General features: G+C 46.6%; 16 protein-coding genes. 9 read left to right on the top strand and 7 right to left on the bottom strand.

Going from position 1 to position 20,270, the window contains the following annotated elements; genetic code table 11:
* Positions 1 to 287 precede the first annotated feature (287 nt).
* Positions 288 to 2,714, top strand: coding sequence for a phenylalanine--tRNA ligase subunit beta (gene pheT, locus LZZ85_RS19160; RefSeq protein WP_237874963.1), 2,427 nt, complete (start codon positions 288 to 290; stop codon positions 2,712 to 2,714).
* 130 nt (positions 2,715 to 2,844) lie between these two features.
* Positions 2,845 to 3,132, top strand: a complete 288-nt coding sequence (locus tag LZZ85_RS19155) for a hypothetical protein (RefSeq protein ID WP_237874962.1) — start codon at positions 2,845 to 2,847, stop codon at positions 3,130 to 3,132.
* A 131-nt stretch (positions 3,133 to 3,263) separates the two neighbouring features.
* Here LZZ85_RS19155 and LZZ85_RS19150 read toward each other — a convergent pair whose 3' ends face one another.
* On the bottom strand, positions 3,264 to 3,515 hold the full coding sequence (locus tag LZZ85_RS19150; RefSeq protein ID WP_237874961.1) for a hypothetical protein: 252 nt from the start codon (positions 3,513 to 3,515) through the stop codon (positions 3,264 to 3,266).
* Between the two features lie 113 nt (positions 3,516 to 3,628).
* Between LZZ85_RS19150 and LZZ85_RS19145 the strand changes: the two genes are divergently transcribed.
* From LZZ85_RS19145 to LZZ85_RS19115, 7 genes are all read left to right on the top strand, one after another.
* On the top strand, positions 3,629 to 3,919 hold the full coding sequence (locus LZZ85_RS19145; protein ID WP_237874960.1) for a cell division protein ZapA: 291 nt from the start codon (positions 3,629 to 3,631) through the stop codon (positions 3,917 to 3,919).
* A gap of 955 nt (positions 3,920 to 4,874) precedes the next feature.
* On the top strand, positions 4,875 to 6,437 hold the full coding sequence (gene rny, locus LZZ85_RS19140; RefSeq protein ID WP_237874959.1) for a ribonuclease Y: 1,563 nt from the start codon (positions 4,875 to 4,877) through the stop codon (positions 6,435 to 6,437).
* A 123-nt stretch (positions 6,438 to 6,560) separates the two neighbouring features.
* Entirely contained in the window at positions 6,561 to 6,932 is a 372-nt protein-coding gene (gene rplS, locus LZZ85_RS19135) for a 50S ribosomal protein L19 (protein ID WP_237874958.1), read from the top strand.
* Between the two features lie 157 nt (positions 6,933 to 7,089).
* The gene (locus tag LZZ85_RS19130; protein ID WP_237874957.1) at positions 7,090 to 7,290 is read left to right on the top strand and encodes a Sec-independent protein translocase subunit TatA/TatB; all 201 of its coding nucleotides are present in this window, start codon (positions 7,090 to 7,092) and stop codon (positions 7,288 to 7,290) included.
* A gap of 119 nt (positions 7,291 to 7,409) precedes the next feature.
* A complete protein-coding gene (gene gatA, locus LZZ85_RS19125) occupies positions 7,410 to 8,837 on the top strand; it encodes an Asp-tRNA(Asn)/Glu-tRNA(Gln) amidotransferase subunit GatA (RefSeq protein WP_237874956.1) in 1,428 nt (475 codons plus the stop codon).
* Between the two features lie 579 nt (positions 8,838 to 9,416).
* On the top strand, positions 9,417 to 10,511 hold the full coding sequence (locus tag LZZ85_RS19120; protein ID WP_237874955.1) for a lytic transglycosylase domain-containing protein: 1,095 nt from the start codon (positions 9,417 to 9,419) through the stop codon (positions 10,509 to 10,511).
* A gap of 152 nt (positions 10,512 to 10,663) precedes the next feature.
* Positions 10,664 to 11,167 (top strand): lipocalin family protein, encoded by a 504-nt coding sequence (locus tag LZZ85_RS19115; RefSeq protein ID WP_237874954.1) that lies wholly within the window; start codon positions 10,664 to 10,666, stop codon positions 11,165 to 11,167.
* 289 nt (positions 11,168 to 11,456) lie between these two features.
* On the opposite strand, the gene LZZ85_RS19110 is transcribed toward LZZ85_RS19115, so the two are convergent.
* The 6 genes from LZZ85_RS19110 to LZZ85_RS19085 all read right to left on the bottom strand — a co-directional run bounded on the left by LZZ85_RS19110 (position 11,457) and on the right by LZZ85_RS19085 (position 20,134).
* On the bottom strand, positions 11,457 to 12,104 hold the full coding sequence (locus LZZ85_RS19110) for a porin family protein (protein ID WP_237874953.1): 648 nt from the start codon (positions 12,102 to 12,104) through the stop codon (positions 11,457 to 11,459).
* Positions 12,105 to 12,227: 123 nt separating this feature from the next.
* Positions 12,228 to 12,902, bottom strand: coding sequence for a YiaD family glycine zipper/OmpA-like lipoprotein (locus LZZ85_RS19105; protein ID WP_237874952.1), 675 nt, complete (start codon positions 12,900 to 12,902; stop codon positions 12,228 to 12,230).
* 214 nt (positions 12,903 to 13,116) lie between these two features.
* Entirely contained in the window at positions 13,117 to 14,349 is a 1,233-nt protein-coding gene (locus LZZ85_RS19100; protein WP_237874951.1) for an anthranilate synthase component I family protein, read from the bottom strand.
* A 77-nt stretch (positions 14,350 to 14,426) separates the two neighbouring features.
* Positions 14,427 to 14,915 carry a hypothetical protein gene (locus LZZ85_RS19095; protein ID WP_237874950.1) on the bottom strand — a complete coding sequence of 163 codons (489 nt, stop codon included), beginning with the start codon at positions 14,913 to 14,915 and terminating at the stop codon, positions 14,427 to 14,429.
* Positions 14,916 to 14,995: 80 nt separating this feature from the next.
* Entirely contained in the window at positions 14,996 to 16,261 is a 1,266-nt protein-coding gene (locus tag LZZ85_RS19090; RefSeq protein ID WP_237874949.1) for an adenylosuccinate synthase, read from the bottom strand.
* Positions 16,262 to 16,381: 120 nt separating this feature from the next.
* Positions 16,382 to 20,134 (bottom strand): T9SS type B sorting domain-containing protein, encoded by a 3,753-nt coding sequence (locus tag LZZ85_RS19085; protein ID WP_237874948.1) that lies wholly within the window; start codon positions 20,132 to 20,134, stop codon positions 16,382 to 16,384.
* Positions 20,135 to 20,270: the final 136 nt, after the last annotated feature.

Raw genomic sequence — 20,270 nt, 5'->3', positions numbered from 1 at the left:
CCGTTGTCCGTTGTCCGTTGTCCGTTGTCCGTTGTCCGTTGTCCGTTGTCCGTTGTCCGTTGTCCGTTGTCCGTTGTCCGCACAAATTAAAAGAGAGGGGTTATCGTTTAAAAACGATAACCCCTCTCTTTTAATTTGTATACGAAGATCCAATTTATTCCACCTCCCTTGATTCCGGTCAACGGTCAACGGACAACGGACAACGATCACTGGACAACGATCACCGGACAACGTGCAACGACTTCTTTGCTTATCTTTGCCCGTAATCTAAAAGAACCTTCCGAAACATGACGATCTCTTATAAATGGCTGAGTGAATACCTGCCTGTAACTGTTGAGCCTGAAAGATTAAGCCGTATTCTGACTTCAATTGGACTGGAAGTGGAAAGCCTGCATAAATACGAAGAGGCGAAAGGCGGATTGAAGGGCCTCGTGATCGGAGAAGTGATCCACACGGAGAAGCATCCCAATGCCGATAAACTGACTTTGACCAAAGTGAATATCGGTGGTGCGGAACCGCTGAGCATTGTCTGCGGCGCCCCAAATGTTGCCACCGGCCAGAAAGTAGTGGTTGCCCCTGTTGGCACAACCATCTATCCAACTTCCGGAGAACCGTTGACGATGAAGCTGGCGAAGATCCGCGGTTCTGAAAGCATGGGAATGATCTGTGCCGAAGATGAGATCGGCCTCGGCGATTCACATGCGGGCATCCTTGTATTGCCTGCCGATCTGAAGCCCGGTACTCCGGCCGCTGATTATTTCAAGCCTTATGACGATTTCATTTATGAGATCGGCCTTACGCCCAACCGCATGGATGCAATGAGCCATTGGGGCGTTGCACGGGACGTTTGCGCTTATCTTTCTCATCATGATAAAAAAGACCTGAAACCAAAACTGCCGAACAGCAATGGTTTCAAAACTGATAATACTTCGCTGAAGATCCAGGTAAAAGTGGAGAATGAAAAAGCATGCCCCCGCTATTCCGGTGTAAGCATCGCTAATGTGAAGATCGGCGAATCTCCAAAGTGGTTACAACAACGTTTGAAATCGATCGGGCTCCGCCCCATCAACAATATCGTTGACATCACCAACTTCATCCAGCACGAAACCGGCCAGCCTTTACATGCATTCGATGCCGATAAGATCGGTGGGCAGACGGTGATCGTAAAAAATCTTCCCGAAGGCACTCCGTTCGTCACATTGGATGAAAAAGAAAGAAAGCTCAGCAGCGAAGACCTGATGATCTGCGATGATAAAGAAGGAATGTGTATTGCCGGCGTATTCGGAGGCTTACATAGCGGTGTAACAAGCGATACAAAAAATATCTTCCTCGAAAGTGCATGTTTCGATGGTATTACGATCCGCAAAACATCATTCCGTCATGGCCTGCGTACAGACGCAGCAACAAGGTTTGAAAAAGGAACGGATATATCTGCCACTGTGAATGTGCTTAAACGCGCGGCAAACCTGATCAAAGAGATCTGTGGTGGTGAGATCGCTTCTGAAGTGATCGACCTCTATGCGGATAAACTGGAAAAGGTACAGGTGGCGATCAAATATCATTACCTGAAAAAATTGAGTGGAAAGAACTATCACCCTGATACAGTGAAAGGCATCCTCGGAAGCCTCGGCTTTGAGATCGTTAAAGAAGGGATAGATGAATTAAGAGTTGCTGTTCCTTATCATAAGCCCGATATCAGTCTCCCGGCTGATCTGGTGGAAGAAGTTTTGCGGATCGATGGCCTGGATAATGTTGATATCCCCGACGCCATCACCATCACTCCGTCTACCGAGGATCATTACGCGGCAAGCGTTTACCGTGAGAAAGCCGCTAACTATCTCACCGGACTTGGCTTCTTCGAGATCATGACCAACTCTATCACCAATTCCGCTTACTTCAGTGATGCTGAACTTGAAGGCTCTGTAAAGATGCTGAACAACCTGAGTGCAGAGTTGAATATCCTGCGTCCTTTTATGCTGGAAACCGGCCTGGAAGCGATCTCACATAACCTGAACCGCCGAAATTATGATCTCCGTTTCTTTGAGTACGGCAAAACGTATCATACAACCGGCAGTGGAAAGTATACTGAGCCGGAACATCTTTGCCTGTATATCACAGGTAAGAACCAGGAAGACAGCTGGCGTGGCAAAGGCACCGCAGCTGACTTCTATGTGATCAAAGGCGCCGTTAATAACCTGCTTCACTTGCTCGGCATACAATCATTGGACTGGCAACTGCTGGATCATCCGAAATTTGAAGCGGGCCTGCAAGGAAGCCTGAACGGACAGGTGGTGGTACAGGCAGGTGCTGTACATAAACAATCACTGACACGTTTTGATATCAAACAACCGGTATTCTTTGCCGACCTGAACTGGGATATACTTTCCAGATCAGCCGCGGCATTCAAACCGGCTTTCAAAGCCATTCCGAAATTTCCCGCTGTACAGCGAGACCTGGCCATTGTTGTTGGACGTCAACTAACCTATGGTGAAGTAGAGAAAGCCGTAGAGAAGATCAAACTGAACAAATTGCAGGAGGTGAACCTGTTCGATATTTTCGAAAGCGACAAACTCGGCACCGACAAAAAATCAATGGCGATCAGCTTCACTTTCCTTGATGAAGAGAAAACGCTTACCGACAAGGAAATTGATGGCTGGATGAGTAAGATCATGACCACGCTGGAAAAAGAGTTGCAGGCGGAGATAAGAAAATAAGTAAATGGTAAAATTCAAAAGTGAAAAATAGCGGCCCGAACAGAATAGACTGACTAAGACGGGTATTTTTCACTTTTGAATTTTTACTTTTTAATTGGCAGCTTTTTTGAACCCTCAATCAGAAACGAAAATGTCTCTCGGAGAAGAACAAATAAAACGGATACACGAAAAATTGCAGCAATTGCTGAAGCAACATGCCGCTATCCAGAAGGAGAATCAGCAGTTAAAGGCGGATCTTGAGAACGCACAGAAACAGGTCAGCCAGTACCAGGGTACGGCGGAAAGTCTGAAACAACAGGTTTCCATCCTGCAACTTGGTAATGGCGAGATGAGCGAAAACGATAAGAAAGAATTTGAAAAGAAACTGAATACTTATATCAAGGAAATAGACCGGTGTATTGCGATGTTGAGTGAATAATTTTGAAAAGAACACACAGCTGCCGCTAACTTTCGCGATCAGCCTTCGCTAAAAACTTCGGCTCCGACTGACGGAGTTCCGAAACGCAGAAAGGCTGACGGCCCGGACAGCGGTGAACTGTCAACAAACTCTTACACTCTCTTCACCAAATTCATCTTCATCTCATCACCACCCTGAAAAAGTTCAAGCGTATAGCGGCCGTAAGGCAGATCATTCAATCCCTGCCATGTAAATATTTTTTCAGCGTCAATGTTTTTTTCCATCACGCTGCAGACACTACCACTATCATCTTTGAGAACACCTCTGAGGAGACATCCATTGAGGGCGATCAGTTCGAACTGAAGGGCATCGATAAAGAACGATGATTTAATTTTGGCAAACATGGTTCTGTAGTTTGGTTTTACATCACTAGGGACGAATAGGATTTGGAACAATTTCCTGTTAAAATTTAACAAGGATTGTAAAATAGATACTGTTTTTTAAAAATGCAATAGGTATGGATCATTTAATTGCCGCCTCCGTCGTGATAGGCGACCGAAACTACCGGATCAAGCTTGACCCCAAGGATGAGGAAGTGGTCCGCCGGACCGTTAAGATCATCAACGATAAGATCGTCGAGTTCAAAACCCATTTTGCGGGTAAGGATATGCAGGACTATATCGCTATGGTTCTCATCTGGCTGGCTACCGAACAGAGTCACACTGCCAATAACGATATCCAGAAAGAAGCGCTGGCCGATAAGCTGAATGCCCTGGAAAGCCTGCTGGACGCGGGTGGACAGGAATGAGCGGACAGGTATATAAGCGCGGATAAATGACTGGTGGGTTTACGCAGAGAGACCGTATTTATAGTAGCATCCGGATCGTTTCAAACAGCCCGGTCCTTGCCCGTTTAAGCCCCCGGCCTTTCCATTGCTTATCCACGGCCTCGCTCCGACCGCTTTATCTCTTCGTTGTTTCTGCGAAACCTTTTCTATGCCTCCCCGGTTTCCGGGGACAAATACAGGAGGTTTCGGGGAAGCAAAGAGGAGGCAAAGAGGAGGCAAAGAGGAGGATCCGGGGAGGAATTACCGAACACCAGGCGTTTTCGCGCTTGCCGCACCGTGTTTTAAGCCCTTCACCCCAATTTTTTGAGAGTTTTTGTGTTCGCGCAGCACCCCGGTAGGGGAATATCGCCGGTTTCGACGCTGCCACCAGGTTCTATCCCCGCTGATCAACGCTGCCGCTTACTAAACCGACCACTGTCCGACGCCAGACCGGGCGGAACACCCTGATCTTATTGATCATTTTAGCACTCCTTGTTTATAGGATCATTTCTCCTGGCTGGCCTTAAATCCAATGACGTTGACCGTTGACCGATGGCCGATGACCGATGGCCGATGGCCGATAGCCGGGTGCCGATGACCGATGGCCGATGACCGCATTTGAATGGAAGCTCTCGCTGCTAATTTGTATAGGGTATTGACACTATTAGGTATATGTATTTTCGGCCATCGGTCATCGGTCATCGGCCATCGGTCTTCGGTCATCGACCATCCCCCAACCAAAGCAGGGACTCAATTAATAGCCTGAAACCACATAAATCCCCCAATATTCGCCGCGATTCGCGTTTATTCTCGCCCATTCGCGAAGATTTACGTTAATTTGTATATTCGCCGGTTACCTGGCATAACCGGGTGGCTGCTAGCTTTATGTATCGCAGCTTTAACTATATCAAACTGGACTATTTTAAATTAGAAATTCATGGACTCTATCATACCCGTTCTCATCGGTGCAGTTGCCCTGGTCGTGGGCATTGTAGCGGGGAAATTCATCTTCGCGAAAGACACGTCAAAAAAGATTCAGGAAGCTGAGCTTCAATCTCAAGCCCTATTGAAAGAAGCAGAATTAAGGGCTGAAACACTGAAGAAAGAAAAAGAACTCGAAGCAAAAGAAAAACTGGTTCAACTGAAGGCGGCTCATGACAGGGAAGTAAATGACCGGAACCGTAAGATCAATGACACTGAAAACAGGATCCGTCAGAAAGAGCAGAGTGTCAACCAGAAAGAAACTAATATCGATAAGCAGACCAAGGAGAATGAAGCGATCAAGGAGAACCTTAATCGTCAGATCGACCTGGTGAACATCAAACGCACTGAGCTGGAAAAGCATCAGGAAGAGCATATCCGCCGGCTGGAGAAAATAGCAGGCCTTTCTGCCGATGAAGCAAAGAGCCAGCTCGTGGAAAGCCTGAAGAATGAAGCCCACACGCAGGCGCTCGCGTTGCAACAGGAGATCATCGATGATGCCAAGCAAAAAGCAAACAAAGAAGCCCGTAAGATCATCATCCAGACGATCCAGCGGACTGCTGCTGAGCAGGCCATCGAAAACTCGATCACCGTTTTCAACCTCGAAAGTGATGAGATAAAAGGTCAGATCATTGGTCGAGAAGGCCGTAATATCCGCGCGATCGAAGCAGCAACAGGTGTTGACCTGATCGTGGATGATACCCCGGAAGCAATCCTTCTGTCCAGCTTTGACCCACTTCGCCGAGAGATTGCCCGTCTGAGCCTTCAGCGTCTTGTAACGGATGGCCGGATCCACCCCGCCCGTATCGAGGAAGTGGTGGAAAAAACCCGCAAACAGATCGAAGACCAGGTAATGGAGATCGGTGAAAGAACCGTGATCGAACTGGGCATCCATGGCCTGCATAAAGAACTGGTAAGAATGGTAGGCCGTATGCGCTTCCGTTCTTCTTACGGACAGAACCTGCTGATGCACAGCCGCGAAACAGCGAATCTTTGCGCTACGATGGCTGCAGAACTGGGCCTGAACCCTAAACTGGCAAAACGTGCTGGTCTTCTGCATGATATCGGTAAAGTACCTGATGAAGAAAGTGAACTGAGCCATGCACTCCTCGGAGCAAAGCTGGCGGAGAAATATGGTGAGAACCCGGCGGTGGTAAATGCCATTGCTGCTCACCACGATGAAGCTGAAATGCAATACGTGATCTCCCCGATCATCCAGGCTTGTGACGCCATCAGCGGCGCAAGACCCGGGGCCCGCCGCGAGATCATGCAACAATACCTCCAGCGTATCAAAGACCTGGAAAACCTTGCCATGACCTATAATGGTGTGGAAAAAGCCTACGCGATCCAGGCTGGCCGTGAATTGCGTGTAATTGTTGAAGCTGATAAAGTTACGGATGGTGATTCTGAGAAACTCTCCTTTGAGATCGCCCAGAAGATCCAGACGGAAATGACATTCCCGGGCCAGATCAAGGTTACGGTGATCCGTGAAAAACGGACCGTGAACGTCGCGAGATAATTTTAAAAATTAAAAAATGTCCGTTTCGATCAGAGCATTCTGTTTGAAACGGACATTTTTTAATTTTTACTTTTGACTTTTTAATTATTTCCCCTACCTTTGCAATCCCTAAAAATGAGAGTCATGAACGCTATTGCATTTGTACATGAGCAGCTGAGCACTAAGAAAGAATTCCCCGCTTTTAAGGCAGGTGATAATATCACCGTGAATTATAAGATCATCGAGGGTAATAAAGAAAGGATCCAGTCTTTCAAAGGCGACGTGATCAAAAAGCAAGGCTCTGGCTTTACTGCTAGCTTTACCGTTCGTAAGATCTCTGACGGTGTTGGTGTTGAGCGTGTGTTCCCATTCGCTTCTCCAAACATTGATTCTGTTGTTCTGAACAAAACAGGTGCTGTACGCCGTGCTAAACTGTTCTACCAGCGTAGCCGTAGCGGTAAAAGCGCACGTATCCGTGAGAAACGCATGGCTGTTTCTTCTGAAAAAGCGAAATAAGATATTTCAATCATATTTCCCGGACCATGTCTGGGAGTATACCCCGGAATCCAATCCGGGGTTTTTATTTTTGCCCCTGCAATCTGGTTGTTCTCCGGTTAACGTATCTAATATACCCTAAGTAATCACTATCTTTGACCTCTAACTTCAAATGACTATGATACAAGCTAATTTATTAGGTGTGCTCGGAACAAACGAGATCATCATCATCCTGATCATCGTGCTGCTGCTTTTCGGTGGCCGTAAAATTCCTGAGCTGATGCGTGGACTGGGTAAAGGTGTACGTGAGTTCAATGACGCAAAAACCAATGTAAAAAGAGAAATAGAAGATCACACTAACGATATTAAGAATCCCTAGTTCAGACGCTTCTCTGAATTAAAAATTAAAAAGTAAAGATTAAAAAAGCTCCTGCCCAGGCAGGCTCTTTTGATTTTTACTTTTTAATTTTTACTTTTTAATTTGAAAACCATCTCGCTTTGTTTGTTTTTTCATCTATCGGGCAGTATCATGAAGCGCTTCGTGAGGGAACGGTAAACTGTGTTCAGGCCGTCGAACACTACCTGCAGCGCATCGAAGCCACCCGCCACCTGAATGCCTTTATTGACGTATACGCAGAAGAGGCTCTTCAAAAGGCCAAAGACCTGGATGCAAAAAGAAGCAATGGCGCAACGATGGGCCGGCTCCACGGAGTCGTGATCGGGCTGAAAGACGTGATCTGCTATGAAGGGCATAAAGTATCGGCCGCATCAAAGATCCTTCGCGACTTCACTTCCATTTATTCCGCAACAGCTGTCATTCGTTTACTCGAAGAGGGAGCCATCATTATCGGCAACCTGAATTGTGATGAGTTTGCTATGGGCTCTACCAATGAGAATTCATCCTATGGGAAAGTGCTGAACGCAAGAGATGAATCGAGGATCCCTGGTGGTTCGTCGGGCGGCTCTGCGGTTGCAGTGCAGGCCGGGCTTTGCATGGTGTCTCTTGGAAGTGATACGGGCGGATCTGTCAGGCAACCCGCCGACCTATGTGGGATTGTTGGAATGAAACCAAGCTACGGCCGCATTTCCCGCTATGGCCTGATCGCCTACGCTTCTTCATTTGATCAGATCGGTGTATTCGGAACAAATATTCCCGATGTCGCCATCCTGTTTGAAGTCATGGCCGGTGCTGATGAGTATGACAGCACCGTGTCCCATCAGCCAGTTGAAGCCTACGCAAGCCTTCTTCAGACCGATAAAAAATACAGGATCGCCTATCTTGCCGAAGCGCTGGACCATCCAAGCCTTGACCCGGAGATCGCCTCTGCCATAAAAAATCTGGCCGAAAAGCTGAAGGAACAGGGACATGAAGTGGAACCTGTTGCATTTAAGCTGATCGATCATATCGTCCCGGCCTATTATGTGCTGACGACAGCAGAAGCCTCCTCCAACCTCTCGCGGTTTGATGGTATTAAATACGGCTACCGGAGCAAAGCAGAAGGGCTTGACCTTAACGAACTTTACAAAGAAAGCCGTTCGGCCGGATTCGGCAGAGAGGTCAAACGCAGGATCATGCTCGGTACTTTTGTATTGAGTGCCGGTTATTATGATGCTTACTTCACACAGGCTCAGAAAGTCCGCAAACTGCTGGTGGACCAAACCCAGCAGATCTTCAACAATTTTGATGTGATCCTTCTCCCTACTACCCCCTCCACCGCATTCCGAATCGGGGAAAAGATGGAAGATCCGATAGCCATGTACCTCGCTGATATCTATACGGTAATGGCTAACCTGGCAGGCATTCCGGCAATCTCCCTGCCTCTTTTCACTCATAGTAACGGCATGCCCTTCGGGCTGCAGGTAATGACGAAACGATTCGATGAACTGTCTTTGCTTCGTTTCTCCGAGCAGGTTATGACTCAATAGGTTCTTATTCGCTATTCCTGCGCGGACAACTGCTGTCAGAAGGCTTCTATCGCCAGATATGCCATAAGACAGCCCTCTGGCAGGTGATAACCATAAGCCCAACCCGGTCTATCTGCCTGAAAACCTTAAGAAAATATTACGATATAGTATTGAACTGATTATCATACACTTAGAATAGTCTGTTCTGAATCTATGTTTTTCTTAGAAAAAAGCAGGTATCCTCCCATTTTACAACCTATTAATAGTAAGGGCATTAGGGAAAACCGGGGCAGACCCAAGCTAACCATGTCTCCTTTCATGGCATCCTTTTCGCTTAGAGGCGATGACGAACCGCCTTCAAGAGTTATCTTTGCTGAGCTTTTCAGAGTAAGTGACAGAGCGATATTCGAGCAACCAGATATGTCTGCGGAATTTATTAATTAACCAACCTCCTTTAATTAAAAAGTAAGAACTAACAGGTAAGAAAAAGTGCCGATAGCGGGATGCTTTTTTACTTTTTACTTTGAATTTTTAATTAGCGGATGTTAAAAACTGGCAATTCTCATTCAGTTGTCAGGGCATTAAAACAAATTCGCTGTGATGTTAAAACAAATCGGGATCTCCTGCCTGCTTTCCCTGGCCTCCATGAGCTTTGTTTATGCGGGTACAGACAAGGGCTTACCAATCCAGGTAAAGCCTTCTTCCAATGACACGACTGATATCACTAAAAAAGATACGTTAGCTACACCAGTAGCTTTGCACGCACCTGCCGATCCGAAAGACGGGTTTCGTGATCTTTTTGAGTCTGCCACGCTGGTCAATGGTATCAATGCAGAGCAGCTTAATCCACAAGCTATTTCTTTTGTTGAGGACTATATTGACCGTTACGGAAAAAGCATGGAAGCTTTACGGACTTCGGGCAAGCCATACTTCGACATGATGGACGAGATCCTTGAATCTCACGGATTGCCAAAAGAACTGAAATATCTCGCCGTGATCGAATCAAATCTCAAGAGCAACGCACGCTCCTGGGCCGGAGCAGTTGGTCCATGGCAGTTCATGCCCGCAACAGGCCGCAACATGGGATTGCGTATCACAAAAAAAGTAGATGAGCGCCGCAACTTCGTTAAAAGCACGCACGCCGCTTCAAAATACCTGAATGGTTTATTTGAGCTGTATGGTGACTGGCTGCTGGTGATTGCTGCTTATAATGGCGGACCAGGGAAAGTAAATGCGGCTATCAAGAAAAGCGGCAGTCAGGACTTCTGGGAGCTGCAGGAATACCTGCCGGCAGAATCCCGTAATCATGTAAAGAAATTTATCGCTACGCATTATATCATGGAAGGTGAAGGCGGCATAACTACTTTGACAAAAGAAGAGGCCAGCCAGGTCAATTTCAACACGCCTGTCAACGCCGCACTTTTCGCAGATGCAAAAGCGCAAATGATCACAGGCCGGTACAACTCGGCAGTGATCGCAAAGCATGTTGCCATGGACGCGCAGGCCTTCAATAAGATCAACCCGAATTTTGACAAACTCATTGCTACCAATGGACGTTATGAGTTACGCCTCCCCAATGAAAAGATGGAGATCTTTCTTTCCAAGAAATTCACCATCCTGAGTGAATGCATGGAACTCCTGCTTAACCCTGATGCGGGTTCGCAAGCATCCATGCTTCCCCGTAACACGAATTAAATAACCCGGATCACGTGAAATAAATAGCCGGATTGCGCGGATCGGTTCTTTACCAGGAACCAATTCGCGCAATTCGCGTTTATCAATGCGCGTAATGGCATAATATTTTCCAGATATCTATATTGAGTAACAAATCTCAAAACCCTGATTTTATGGCACAAACTACTTTAAGAAAAATCGCTCCGTTCCTTGCAGGTGCATTATTGGCAGTATCCTGCTCATCTTCAAAAAAAGTCAGTTCACCGGTGGCACAACGGGAAGATGTAAAAGGGAACTGGGTATTAAATACAATTACGTATGATGGTGTTCCCTCCGGGCAGAAAGTAAAGATCACTTTACTGGATGAAGGAAGTGAAGCATGTCTGACAGGAAGTACCTGGTCGCTTCCCAACAACGGCAATGGCTCTTATACGATCAATGCATCAGCAGCAGGTTGCACACCCGGTCAGCGGAATATCGTTTGGTCTTATCAGAAAAGTGGAGACCAGGTGATCTTTCAGTACAAGATCCTGCCGGGAGGTGTTAAGCCAAAAAATGTAACCGATGGGTATCGTTTTAAACTGGTATCAGCCAGTGAAACATCCATGCAATTGCAATCTGAAGTAAGTTTTGAAGGGAAACCACTTTATATCAATTACAGCTTCAGCAAACAGTAATTCGACGAAGAAACTAAAAAGGCCCCGGCAGTTCCATCTGCCGGGGCCTTTTTAGTTTAAAAATTAATTCTGAAGCTCCCCCTTTGATGGTTACTGCCTCAACTGCTAAAACTCTTTCCCTGTAATTAACACGTACGATTGCAATGACTTTATATTTGATGTTAGTCGTTTAACTCAGCTCGGTACTACAAACCAAATGCAGAAAAACATTTACCGCCTTACCGGCTCGCCGGTAACCGGTAAGCCCGTAAGGCGGTAAGAATCTTATTTAGTTAAATCACTTGGCTGATCAGAAGCGGTATCCAAGAGAAACGCCAAAGCCAGTATTCTTCCAAGAGCTTTGATCGTTAGAAATACCTTCAACTTTAGGGTTGATCTTCACCATACCCAACTGAGCATTCAATTGTATGGAAAGATGGTTTGCCATTTCATAACCGAACAGCAGGTTACCACCGGCATCAATGCGCTTCAGATAAGGATCCGCAGCAGCTTCAGCCACAGTTACCGTATTCTTGAACTTAATATCTTCTTCGCTACCGCCTGATTTGATCTTACCATTCACACCGAATGCGATGTAGGGACCAACACCGAGCAAAAGATGTCCTGTACCAAGCTCTGGTTTATACAGGAAGTTAACGGGCACTTCAACATAACCAAGATTAACTTTTGTATCGCCAATATCATTCTTTGCTCCTTTCACTGCATACAGTACACCTGGTTGTACATAAAAGTCAATGCCAACAGGGATCTCGGCATTTACACCAGCGAGGAATCCTACTTTCAGTTTATTGTCAAGGCTTCCACCGGAAGCATCATCGCCATTGATATTCTGGAAATTTACTCCCCCACGAATACCGAAAGAAGTTTTTTGCTGGGCGGATACGGCAAAGCCGGAAAGAGTTAAAGCGGCTATTGCAAGAATTTTAGCTGTTTTCATACACACGAATTTAAGTACATGGATGGCCGCGATCAGTATGAATCCTCACTATTGATCGCAACGGCCATACATAATTGATTTGTTTAGTAAAATAAAATTTATATAAGATCGAAAGCCATTGCGTTAGTTCGCGTTAGCTTCTTTTTTAGCGTCCGCTTTCATTTTTTCATTTGCCGTGATCAGGAAGTCTACACGACGGTTATTAGAACGGCCATCTTCAGTAGAGTTATCATACTTTGGAGCTGTTAAGCCAAAGCCTTTTGTGATGATACGGGAAGAACTTACGCCACGTGAGCGGAGATAGGTTGCTACTGAACCTGCACGGCGTTCGGATAAGCCCTGGTTATAGGTTTCTGTTCCTGTATTGTCTGTATGCCCCTGTACTTCGATATTGGTATCGGGATATTTATTAAGAACATTTACCAGTTCGTTCAAATTGCTTTTTGCGCTTTCGCCGAGATCTGATTTATCAAAGCCGAAGAGGATCTTGTTATTGAACTCAACAACGATACCTTCTTCTACTCTTTCTACTTTTGCGCCAGGCACTTCATTTTTGATCTCTTCTGCCTGCTTGTCCATTTTTCTTCCGATCACTGCTCCGGTCACACCACCAACGGTTGCTCCGATAATCGCTCCGAGGGCCGTGTTACCAGATGCTTTACCGATTACTGCGCCTACTGCGGCTCCGCCGCCCGCACCGATTGCTGCACCTTTTTGTGTCTTATTCCAACTCTTACAACTGCTCATCATTACTGCGAGGGCAAAAACGCCTGCAATAAGTTTTCTTCTTTGTACCATACTTAACGTTTTAGTTTACGCAAGCTCAATTCCAAACTTCATACCACAAGATTTTTTTGGCGCTTAAACGCTTAAAAACTAGTATAATACAGGCAAATTGTCAGGGAGGACCCACAAGGGTTGCTTCGAAGGGAAGTGAGGAAAGTATTACCATGTGGACTTTAGGAACGCCACGCGGGATTGCGGGTTTGCAAAGGGCGATTAACTTATTCGGCTATTCCACGTCCAGTACCTGCTTGATCGCGGATGCTTTCAGCATACACTCCTCCCACTCGTCTTCTGCATCAGCATAAAATGTAATGGCAGAACCTGCCAGAAAGGAGACATATCGTGAAGAACTGTTATAAAGGATACTTCGTATCACAACATTAAAATCAAAATCACCATCAGGTGAAATATAGCCGATAGCGCCAGAGAAGATTCCGCGTTTTGTTTTTTCGTATTGTTCGATCAACTGCATCACGCGTTTTTTCGGTGCGCCGGTCATGGAGCCCATGGGGAATGTGGCGGCGATGATATCAGCAAAGGAGGTATCCTGTTTCAGAACACCACTGATCGTAGAGATCATCTGGTGTACCTGGGGGAATGAATAGATGCCATATAGTTCATCTACTTTAACGCTACCCTCTTCGCACACTTTTGCAAGATCATTTCTTACAAGATCAACCACCATCACATTTTCTGAGCGGTCTTTGGGGTTCAGATAAAGATCATTTTTCAACTGGTCATCGGTTGCCTGGTCAGACAGTGCCCGCTTTGCTGTGCCTTTGATCGGTTGCGACAAGATCTTTTGCCCTTCCTTTTTGATAAATCTTTCGGGGCTTGCGCAAAGAAGCCATTTGTCTTTTTGCCGGTATATACCGGAGAATGGGTTAGGAGAAATGCTGCTGAGTTTCTGATAGATCCGGAAAGGATCGATCTGTGCATTCTCCGCAAAGAATTCCTGGCAGAAATTTATTTCATAGCAATCGCCACGAAGGATATGCTGCTGCAGTTTCCTGATCACCGAAAGGTATTCATCACGACTGAACTTTTGCTGCACAGTTAGTGATGAATTGATATCTGCAGATGAAAAAATATCAGCTGTGTTTTGAATATCGAGATAAATACCCGCCGGATCTTCTGCTTCTATTGTGAGAGTGGTTTCGTTTAACCGAAGGACGATCTGCGGTTCAAAGAAAGACAGGTCGGCAAAGCCGATATGATCCGGATGTGAGGAAGAAAGATGTTCGAGATCATTTTTCAGATCGTAGCCAAGGTGTCCGAACAACCAGCGTTTTGATTGGGAGGTAAACTCATGCAGTGTATGAAGAAATCCTTTCCCGGAATGGTCAAAACGCTCCTTGACACCAGCAGCAATGAGGCACTCCTGTGTATGAGGTTCGATCTGGTATTGATGATTATCCAGAAAAGAAAAAGTGTCGAACTGTTGTAACCAGTTCAACACTTTTTCTTTTATCTGCCGGAAATCATTTACCGGAAATATTAAAGTATTCAGAGTAATTAGCTTGGTAAAAGGAGAGATTAATAATCGTCTTCTTCGTCGCCGAAGTCGTCACTATCATTGAACATATCTTTGAACTCATCGTCGACTTTGAAATCGTCATCATCATCAGCAGCTTTTTTTCCGCCTGCTGCGCTTCCGCCAGCACCGGCTGCACCAGTCTTTTTACCTTTTGATTTAGGCACGTCGAATTCATCGAAGTCGGGATCCCAGTTGTCCTCTTCTTCAACTTTATCCCAATCATCAACTTCATCTTCGTCACTGCCTGCATCGTCATCGTCGTCATCATCATCGTCTTCCTCTTTTTTCTTTTTAGATGATGCAGCAGGTTTTGCTCCTTTTTTCTTTGGAGTCTCGTCTTCAAAGTCTTCGTCCAAATCATCGTCATCATCATCATCCTCTTCCTTCTTTTTAGGTCTTGGAGATGCTTTCTTAGCTGATTCTTTTTCAGACTCGCTCTTTGCAGTGTTTCCCGGAACTTTCTTTTCCTTGTCGGATTTTGATGCCATATCTAACTAGGGTTATGGGTGTAAAATTTCAGCGAAGTTTTTAATTCGCCAAATTTTTAAATACTTTTTTCGTGCTTTTTTTAATCTACGAGAATGATCTGGTCCCGACCAGGGCCATTTGAGATATACTTCACTTCAACTCCCAGATATTCATTAATAAACGAAACATAAGTTTTCATGGTTTCAGGTAATTCCGCAGCAGATTTGGCCTCGCTGCTTGGGGAATTCCAGCCCGGAAAGCTTTTGTATACTGGATTCACCGGCAATCTGTCTAACCGGAAAGGAATTTCCTGGCTTTCCTTACCGTTAATGCTATAGCTGGTACATACCTGTAATTCCTTGAATGCGTCCAGTACGTCAGCTTTGGTCATTACGATCTTTGTGACACCGTTCACCATGCAGGCGAAGCGGAGCGCAACTAGATCGATCCAGCCACAGCGGCGGGGACGGCCGGTTGTTGCACCAAATTCATTACCGATCTTTCTCAGCTCTTCTCCGGTTTCATTTTCCAGTTCAGTAGGGAAAGGTCCGCTACCAACCCGTGTGCAGTATGCTTTTGTAACGCCGTACACTTCGCGGATCAGTTGCGGTGCAACGCCGAGGCCATTACAAACGCCCGCAGAGATCGTATTGGAAGAGGTAACGAACGGGAATGTTCCAAAATCGATATCGAGCATGCTACCCTGTGCGCCTTCCGCAAGAACTTTTTTACCGGCTTTGATCTGGTCGTTGATGAAGTATTCACCATTCACGATGTTCAACTGCTTCAGGAACTCAACTGCTTCAAAAAATTCTTCCTCCCAAACGGAAATATCTTCTGCGAAATTGTAGTTGTCCAGCAACTTCTGATGTTTCAGGCGCAGTTTGATATAAGCGGTAGTAAAATTCTTATCCAGCAGATCGCCAACCCGAAGTCCGTTCCGACCGGTTTTATCCATATAAGCCGGGCTGATCCCTTTCAGTGTTGACCCGATCTTTTGCGTACCTTTTGACAGTTCCGCCGCTTTATCCAATGCACGGTGCGTTGGCAGGATCAGGTGAGTACGTTCAGAAATAAAAAGATTTTTACGCAGATCCACTCCGAAAGAAGCAACAGTGTCGCACTCTTTTTTCAGTGTAACCGGATCAAGCACCACACCGTTTCCGATAAGATTAAGTTTGTTTGCATGAAAGACACCTGATGGGATCTGGTGGAGTACCACTTTTTTGTCGCCAACATAGAGTGTGTGGCCCGCGTTCGGACCTCCCTGAAACCTGGCCACTACATCGTAGTCCTTTGCAAAGTAATCTACGATCTTTCCTTTTCCTTCATCGCCCCATTGGAGGCCAAGTAAAACGTCTACCATAAAATTGGAGGGTTGTATTTAAGTCGCTTTTAGAAGTCGCAAAAATAAGCTCTCTGTAAAAAGCCACCGAATAAATCCCGAGGGTAATTATTTTTTTTATTCCCAAATGCTCCGGATTTATCAACGGATAAGGGTGACTGTGCCTTTTTTGGCGATTTTCCGCCCATCCTGGGTGGTTGCTTCGATCATCCAGGTATAAACACCTGTCGGCTGTTCGAGGCCGGCAAAGCGGCCATCCCAGCCCTCACGAAGCGTTTTGCTGTAAAACATCAGCTGCCCCCAGCGATTGAATACCCGGAAATACCCTAATTCTTTGATCCCGACAGGGATCGGCAGAAAAACATCGTTTTTGCCGTCATTATTCGGCGAAAATGCATTGGCTACATAAATGTCCGGCCCTTTATAAACCCTCACGGTGGCCGTTCCCAGGCCCTTGCAGCCGGCATCGGTTGATGCTTCAACCCTGAACTGGACCGTTGCGCCGTCATTAGCCGGTGCTGTCATCACCGGGTTGGCGATATTGGGATTGCTGAGGCCGGTAGCCGGGGTCCAGGAATAACTGGTCGCGATCGAACTGATCCGGTACTGAAATTGAGCCCCGGCATACACAACTGTATCCGCGGGAAAAATATCCACTTCGATCGGTGGAATCACCTTAACAGTAACCTGATCCGGATCCAGTGACCGGCATTGGTTCGCATCGGTGACCATTAAAGCATAAGTCATGGTCCTGTCCGGCTGGATCACTTGCGGACTGGCCACAGTCGGATCAGATAAAAAACGTGGCGGGCTCCATTCATAACTGATACCACCGCTGGCCTGCAAGCGGGAGTCCTGGCCAAAGCAGATCTCTATGTCATCACCAGCATTCGCAACCGGTGCAGGAAGCACCTGTACAGCTACATCATCCTGCGCGGTACAAACGCCCAATTGAAGGTTTACGGTAAACAGGGTGTTTACCCGTGGTTGTACTGAAGTGGCAGATGCCGACGGACTGCCAATGACCGACGATTGGTTCGAAGACCATGTATAGGATGTTGCATTCGAAACGACCTGCAATGTAACGCCCGTTCCTTCACAGATCGGAGCAGGATCCGTTTGAGGGGTGTAAGTGAGTGTATTCGTCAGACCAACCACAACATTGGTAATGGAGATACTGCACCCATTCATATCCTTTACGAAAACCGTATATGTGCCCTGCTTTACGCGCAGAATACTGGATGTCTGAAAATTCATTCCGTCAGAACTATACTGGTAGCCTGCCGAGCCGCCTGATGCAGTGATCTCAATCGCGCCATCCGCGCCACCTTCGCAGGTCGCATTTGAGACAGTTGCAATTGCCGCACTGACCGGGGGAGGATCGCTAACCATAATATTGTTCAATGTTGCAGTGCAGTTCTTTGCATCCGATACGGTGACCGTATAGTTGCCAGCTGCTACTTTAAACGTGTTGGCTGCCTGGAATGCACCTCCGTTCAAACTATAAGTAAAAGGGGCGGTTCCGCCAGTGGGGCTTATTACCACCTCTCCATCATTTGCGCCGGAGCAAAGTGGAGCCTTAACTACAGGAGCAGGAATGGCCAGCACCGCAGGTTGGGTCAATTGAAGGCCATTCAGATCAAAGGTGCAACCAACAGCATCTCTTATGAACACCGAATAGGTATTTGCTGCAAGATCATTATATATATAGGCATTGGCACCGGTTTGCGGCACACCCGCATTCAACGTAAACGAATAAGGACTGCTCCCTCCTGCCGGTGTGATAACGATGCTTCCATCTGCACCATTGAAACAGGAAACGTTTGTGATCAACGAAGAAGCAGTAAAGCCGCCACCCACACCAACGTTCACCGTGAAGCCTGGGGCATTCGTTGAACATCCATTGGCATCTGTAACCATTACATTATATGAGCCTGCAGCCACGTTGTTGAATACGACGGATGACCCCGTTGCAGTAAGTACCGTGGAAGGGTTCAGATACACCGTAAATGGTGCGGTCCCATTCAACAATTGAATAGTAACCGTTCCATTGTTCACGCCCTGGCAGGATGCCGGTGTTGCCGTTCCCGTAATATTTAATCCACTACCTGTATTTACTGTAACAGGAATTGCGGCGGAAGTACAAGGGCCTTCCTTTATCAAAACGGAATAGTTGCCCGGCGCCAGGTTGGTGAATACATTTGAAGGTTGCCAGTTCGTATTGTCAATAGAATACTGATAAGGGCCACTGCCACTGGTTGCCGTAACTGCAATGCTGCCATTGCTAAGACCGGCACAGGTTGTACTGGTTCCTGTGGCGGTTCCGGTTAGTGCGCCGCTACCCTGAGGGATCATGGGAACGATCACGCTTGCTGAACAACCGGCTCCTGCAGTGATATTGATCTGGTAAGGTCCGCTGGCAGGCAGACCGGTGATCACGTTTGTTGGCCGTGGACTTCCATTGATCGTATATGTATAAGGACCTCCGCCGGCGGGTGGCGTCAATGTAATGCTGGCGTTCTGCGCACCGAGGCAACTTGGTGGATTGACCGAATGCGTTACATCAAATGTATTGGTTGTCAGAATTTCTATATCCGGAACATTGTTGGAACAACCATTGGCGCTCGTTACCGTCAGGCTGTAATGTCCCGGCTCCAGATTGGAAAATGTTTCCTCCGTGTTATTACTGCTGATGGAGATTGCACCGGGATTGATCGTATAGATATAAGGCCCGGTCACTCCGCTAATTGGCGTAATGGTGGCTTTGATCGACCCTGAGCCCACAGCGCAACCGCTGTTCGTAGCAGTAAATGCCAATGGTATGGTACCTGTATTTACGGTGATCGTATCCATTACTACAATCGGAGTCGGACTGCCGCATTCTCCGCTGTAAGTAGTGCGGACGATAAATTTCTCTGAAGGGTTATTGAAACATTTGTTTGGGAACTGGATATCCATGAGGCCTGGCGTGACTTCACTTGCAGTAGCCGTTTCCAGAAGATTTCCACTATAATCCAGCAGTTCCGATCTGACGAATCTTGAAGTAACACCTGAAGGGATAAAACGATATGCTTCCTTTTCAGCAGTCCACTCGGTGGCGTTGCGCCCGGGAACAGTCACCGCTTTATCACGGTCCCAGTTCTGAATGCCAATTATCGCATTTCGTGTACTTCCGGCCCCGGGAGCACAGGTACGCCTGGCGATAAATACTTCAATCACGGAAGTCCCTTCATTGACCACGATCTGGAACGTTGTTGGGTTAGTCTGGCTGCAGTTGGCATTGCCATAAACGGCCATGTTATTATAGCTGGCCACAAAGCGCCTGAACGGAGCAGTACCTTCTAATCGCCATTCAATCCGCTGACCACTGATCTTCTGTGCGGGATCAAGATCAACATATGCCCCCATGATAGATGCCCGTGGATAATAGGAAAGCTGCTCAGGTACAGTTCCTTCGGCGCATTGGTCTCCGGTACCGGCGGAAGGAATGGGAAGGTCGATCTTATACGCATTGAAACAAGTTGCATTGGAGATATCAAACGTCAAAATCCCGTTTGATCCAACGAGGATCTTGTCGTATGACGCAGCACCATAAAAACAGATGGGAAAGGGAAGGTTTATAACATCTGTGAACCTGTCATCTTTGTCGAGGTTTAATGCATTGCCTGTTGGCGTGGTAAATGCATAAGGTCTGAACGGAATACTCGTCAAGGTGTATTCATCACTGCTTTTCAGGTGCGGTACCTGGAATTTCAGGGAAGCGCAGCTTTGACTGCATCCGAGGTTGATGACGGAATCATTGATACCCGTAAAGTTCTCCTGGGCATACAGAGACACGCAACAGCAAAAAGAAAAGCTCCATATAAACAAGAGCCTGCTGAAAATGTGTCTCATAGTCGTGCGCAGTTTGGTGTAGGGTAAACAAGTAACAAGATAGCTGAAATTATCTGACCTGCAATTACCGCCGGAAGCAGCCTTTTTTGCCTGATTGTTTCGCTTAAACCAACCTGTACGGTATCACAGGGCACAT

This window comes from Terrimonas ginsenosidimutans (genome assembly GCF_022012415.1).
GTDB lineage: Bacteria > Bacteroidota > Bacteroidia > Chitinophagales > Chitinophagaceae > Terrimonas_A > Terrimonas_A ginsenosidimutans.
This window is presented reverse-complemented; position numbering and strand designations above follow the sequence as displayed.

What these genes read in the sequence shown, in the direction of transcription:
- pheT (WP_237874963.1), top strand. Translation starts at nt 288, where the DNA reads ATGACGATCTCTTATAAATGGCTGAGTGAATACCTGCCTGTAACTGTT.
- LZZ85_RS19155 (WP_237874962.1), top strand. Translation starts at nt 2,845, where the DNA reads ATGTCTCTCGGAGAAGAACAAATAAAACGGATACACGAAAAATTGCAG.
- LZZ85_RS19150 (WP_237874961.1), bottom strand. Translation starts at nt 3,515, where the DNA reads ATGTTTGCCAAAATTAAATCATCGTTCTTTATCGATGCCCTTCAGTTC.
- LZZ85_RS19145 (WP_237874960.1), top strand. Translation starts at nt 3,629, where the DNA reads ATGGATCATTTAATTGCCGCCTCCGTCGTGATAGGCGACCGAAACTAC.
- rny (WP_237874959.1), top strand. Translation starts at nt 4,875, where the DNA reads ATGGACTCTATCATACCCGTTCTCATCGGTGCAGTTGCCCTGGTCGTG.
- rplS (WP_237874958.1), top strand. Translation starts at nt 6,561, where the DNA reads ATGAACGCTATTGCATTTGTACATGAGCAGCTGAGCACTAAGAAAGAA.
- LZZ85_RS19130 (WP_237874957.1), top strand. Translation starts at nt 7,090, where the DNA reads ATGATACAAGCTAATTTATTAGGTGTGCTCGGAACAAACGAGATCATC.
- LZZ85_RS19120 (WP_237874955.1), top strand. Translation starts at nt 9,417, where the DNA reads ATGTTAAAACAAATCGGGATCTCCTGCCTGCTTTCCCTGGCCTCCATG.
- LZZ85_RS19115 (WP_237874954.1), top strand. Translation starts at nt 10,664, where the DNA reads ATGGCACAAACTACTTTAAGAAAAATCGCTCCGTTCCTTGCAGGTGCA.
- LZZ85_RS19110 (WP_237874953.1), bottom strand. Translation starts at nt 12,104, where the DNA reads ATGAAAACAGCTAAAATTCTTGCAATAGCCGCTTTAACTCTTTCCGGC.
- LZZ85_RS19105 (WP_237874952.1), bottom strand. Translation starts at nt 12,902, where the DNA reads ATGGTACAAAGAAGAAAACTTATTGCAGGCGTTTTTGCCCTCGCAGTA.
- LZZ85_RS19095 (WP_237874950.1), bottom strand. Translation starts at nt 14,915, where the DNA reads ATGGCATCAAAATCCGACAAGGAAAAGAAAGTTCCGGGAAACACTGCA.
- LZZ85_RS19090 (WP_237874949.1), bottom strand. Translation starts at nt 16,261, where the DNA reads ATGGTAGACGTTTTACTTGGCCTCCAATGGGGCGATGAAGGAAAAGGA.
- LZZ85_RS19085 (WP_237874948.1), bottom strand. Translation starts at nt 20,134, where the DNA reads ATGAGACACATTTTCAGCAGGCTCTTGTTTATATGGAGCTTTTCTTTT.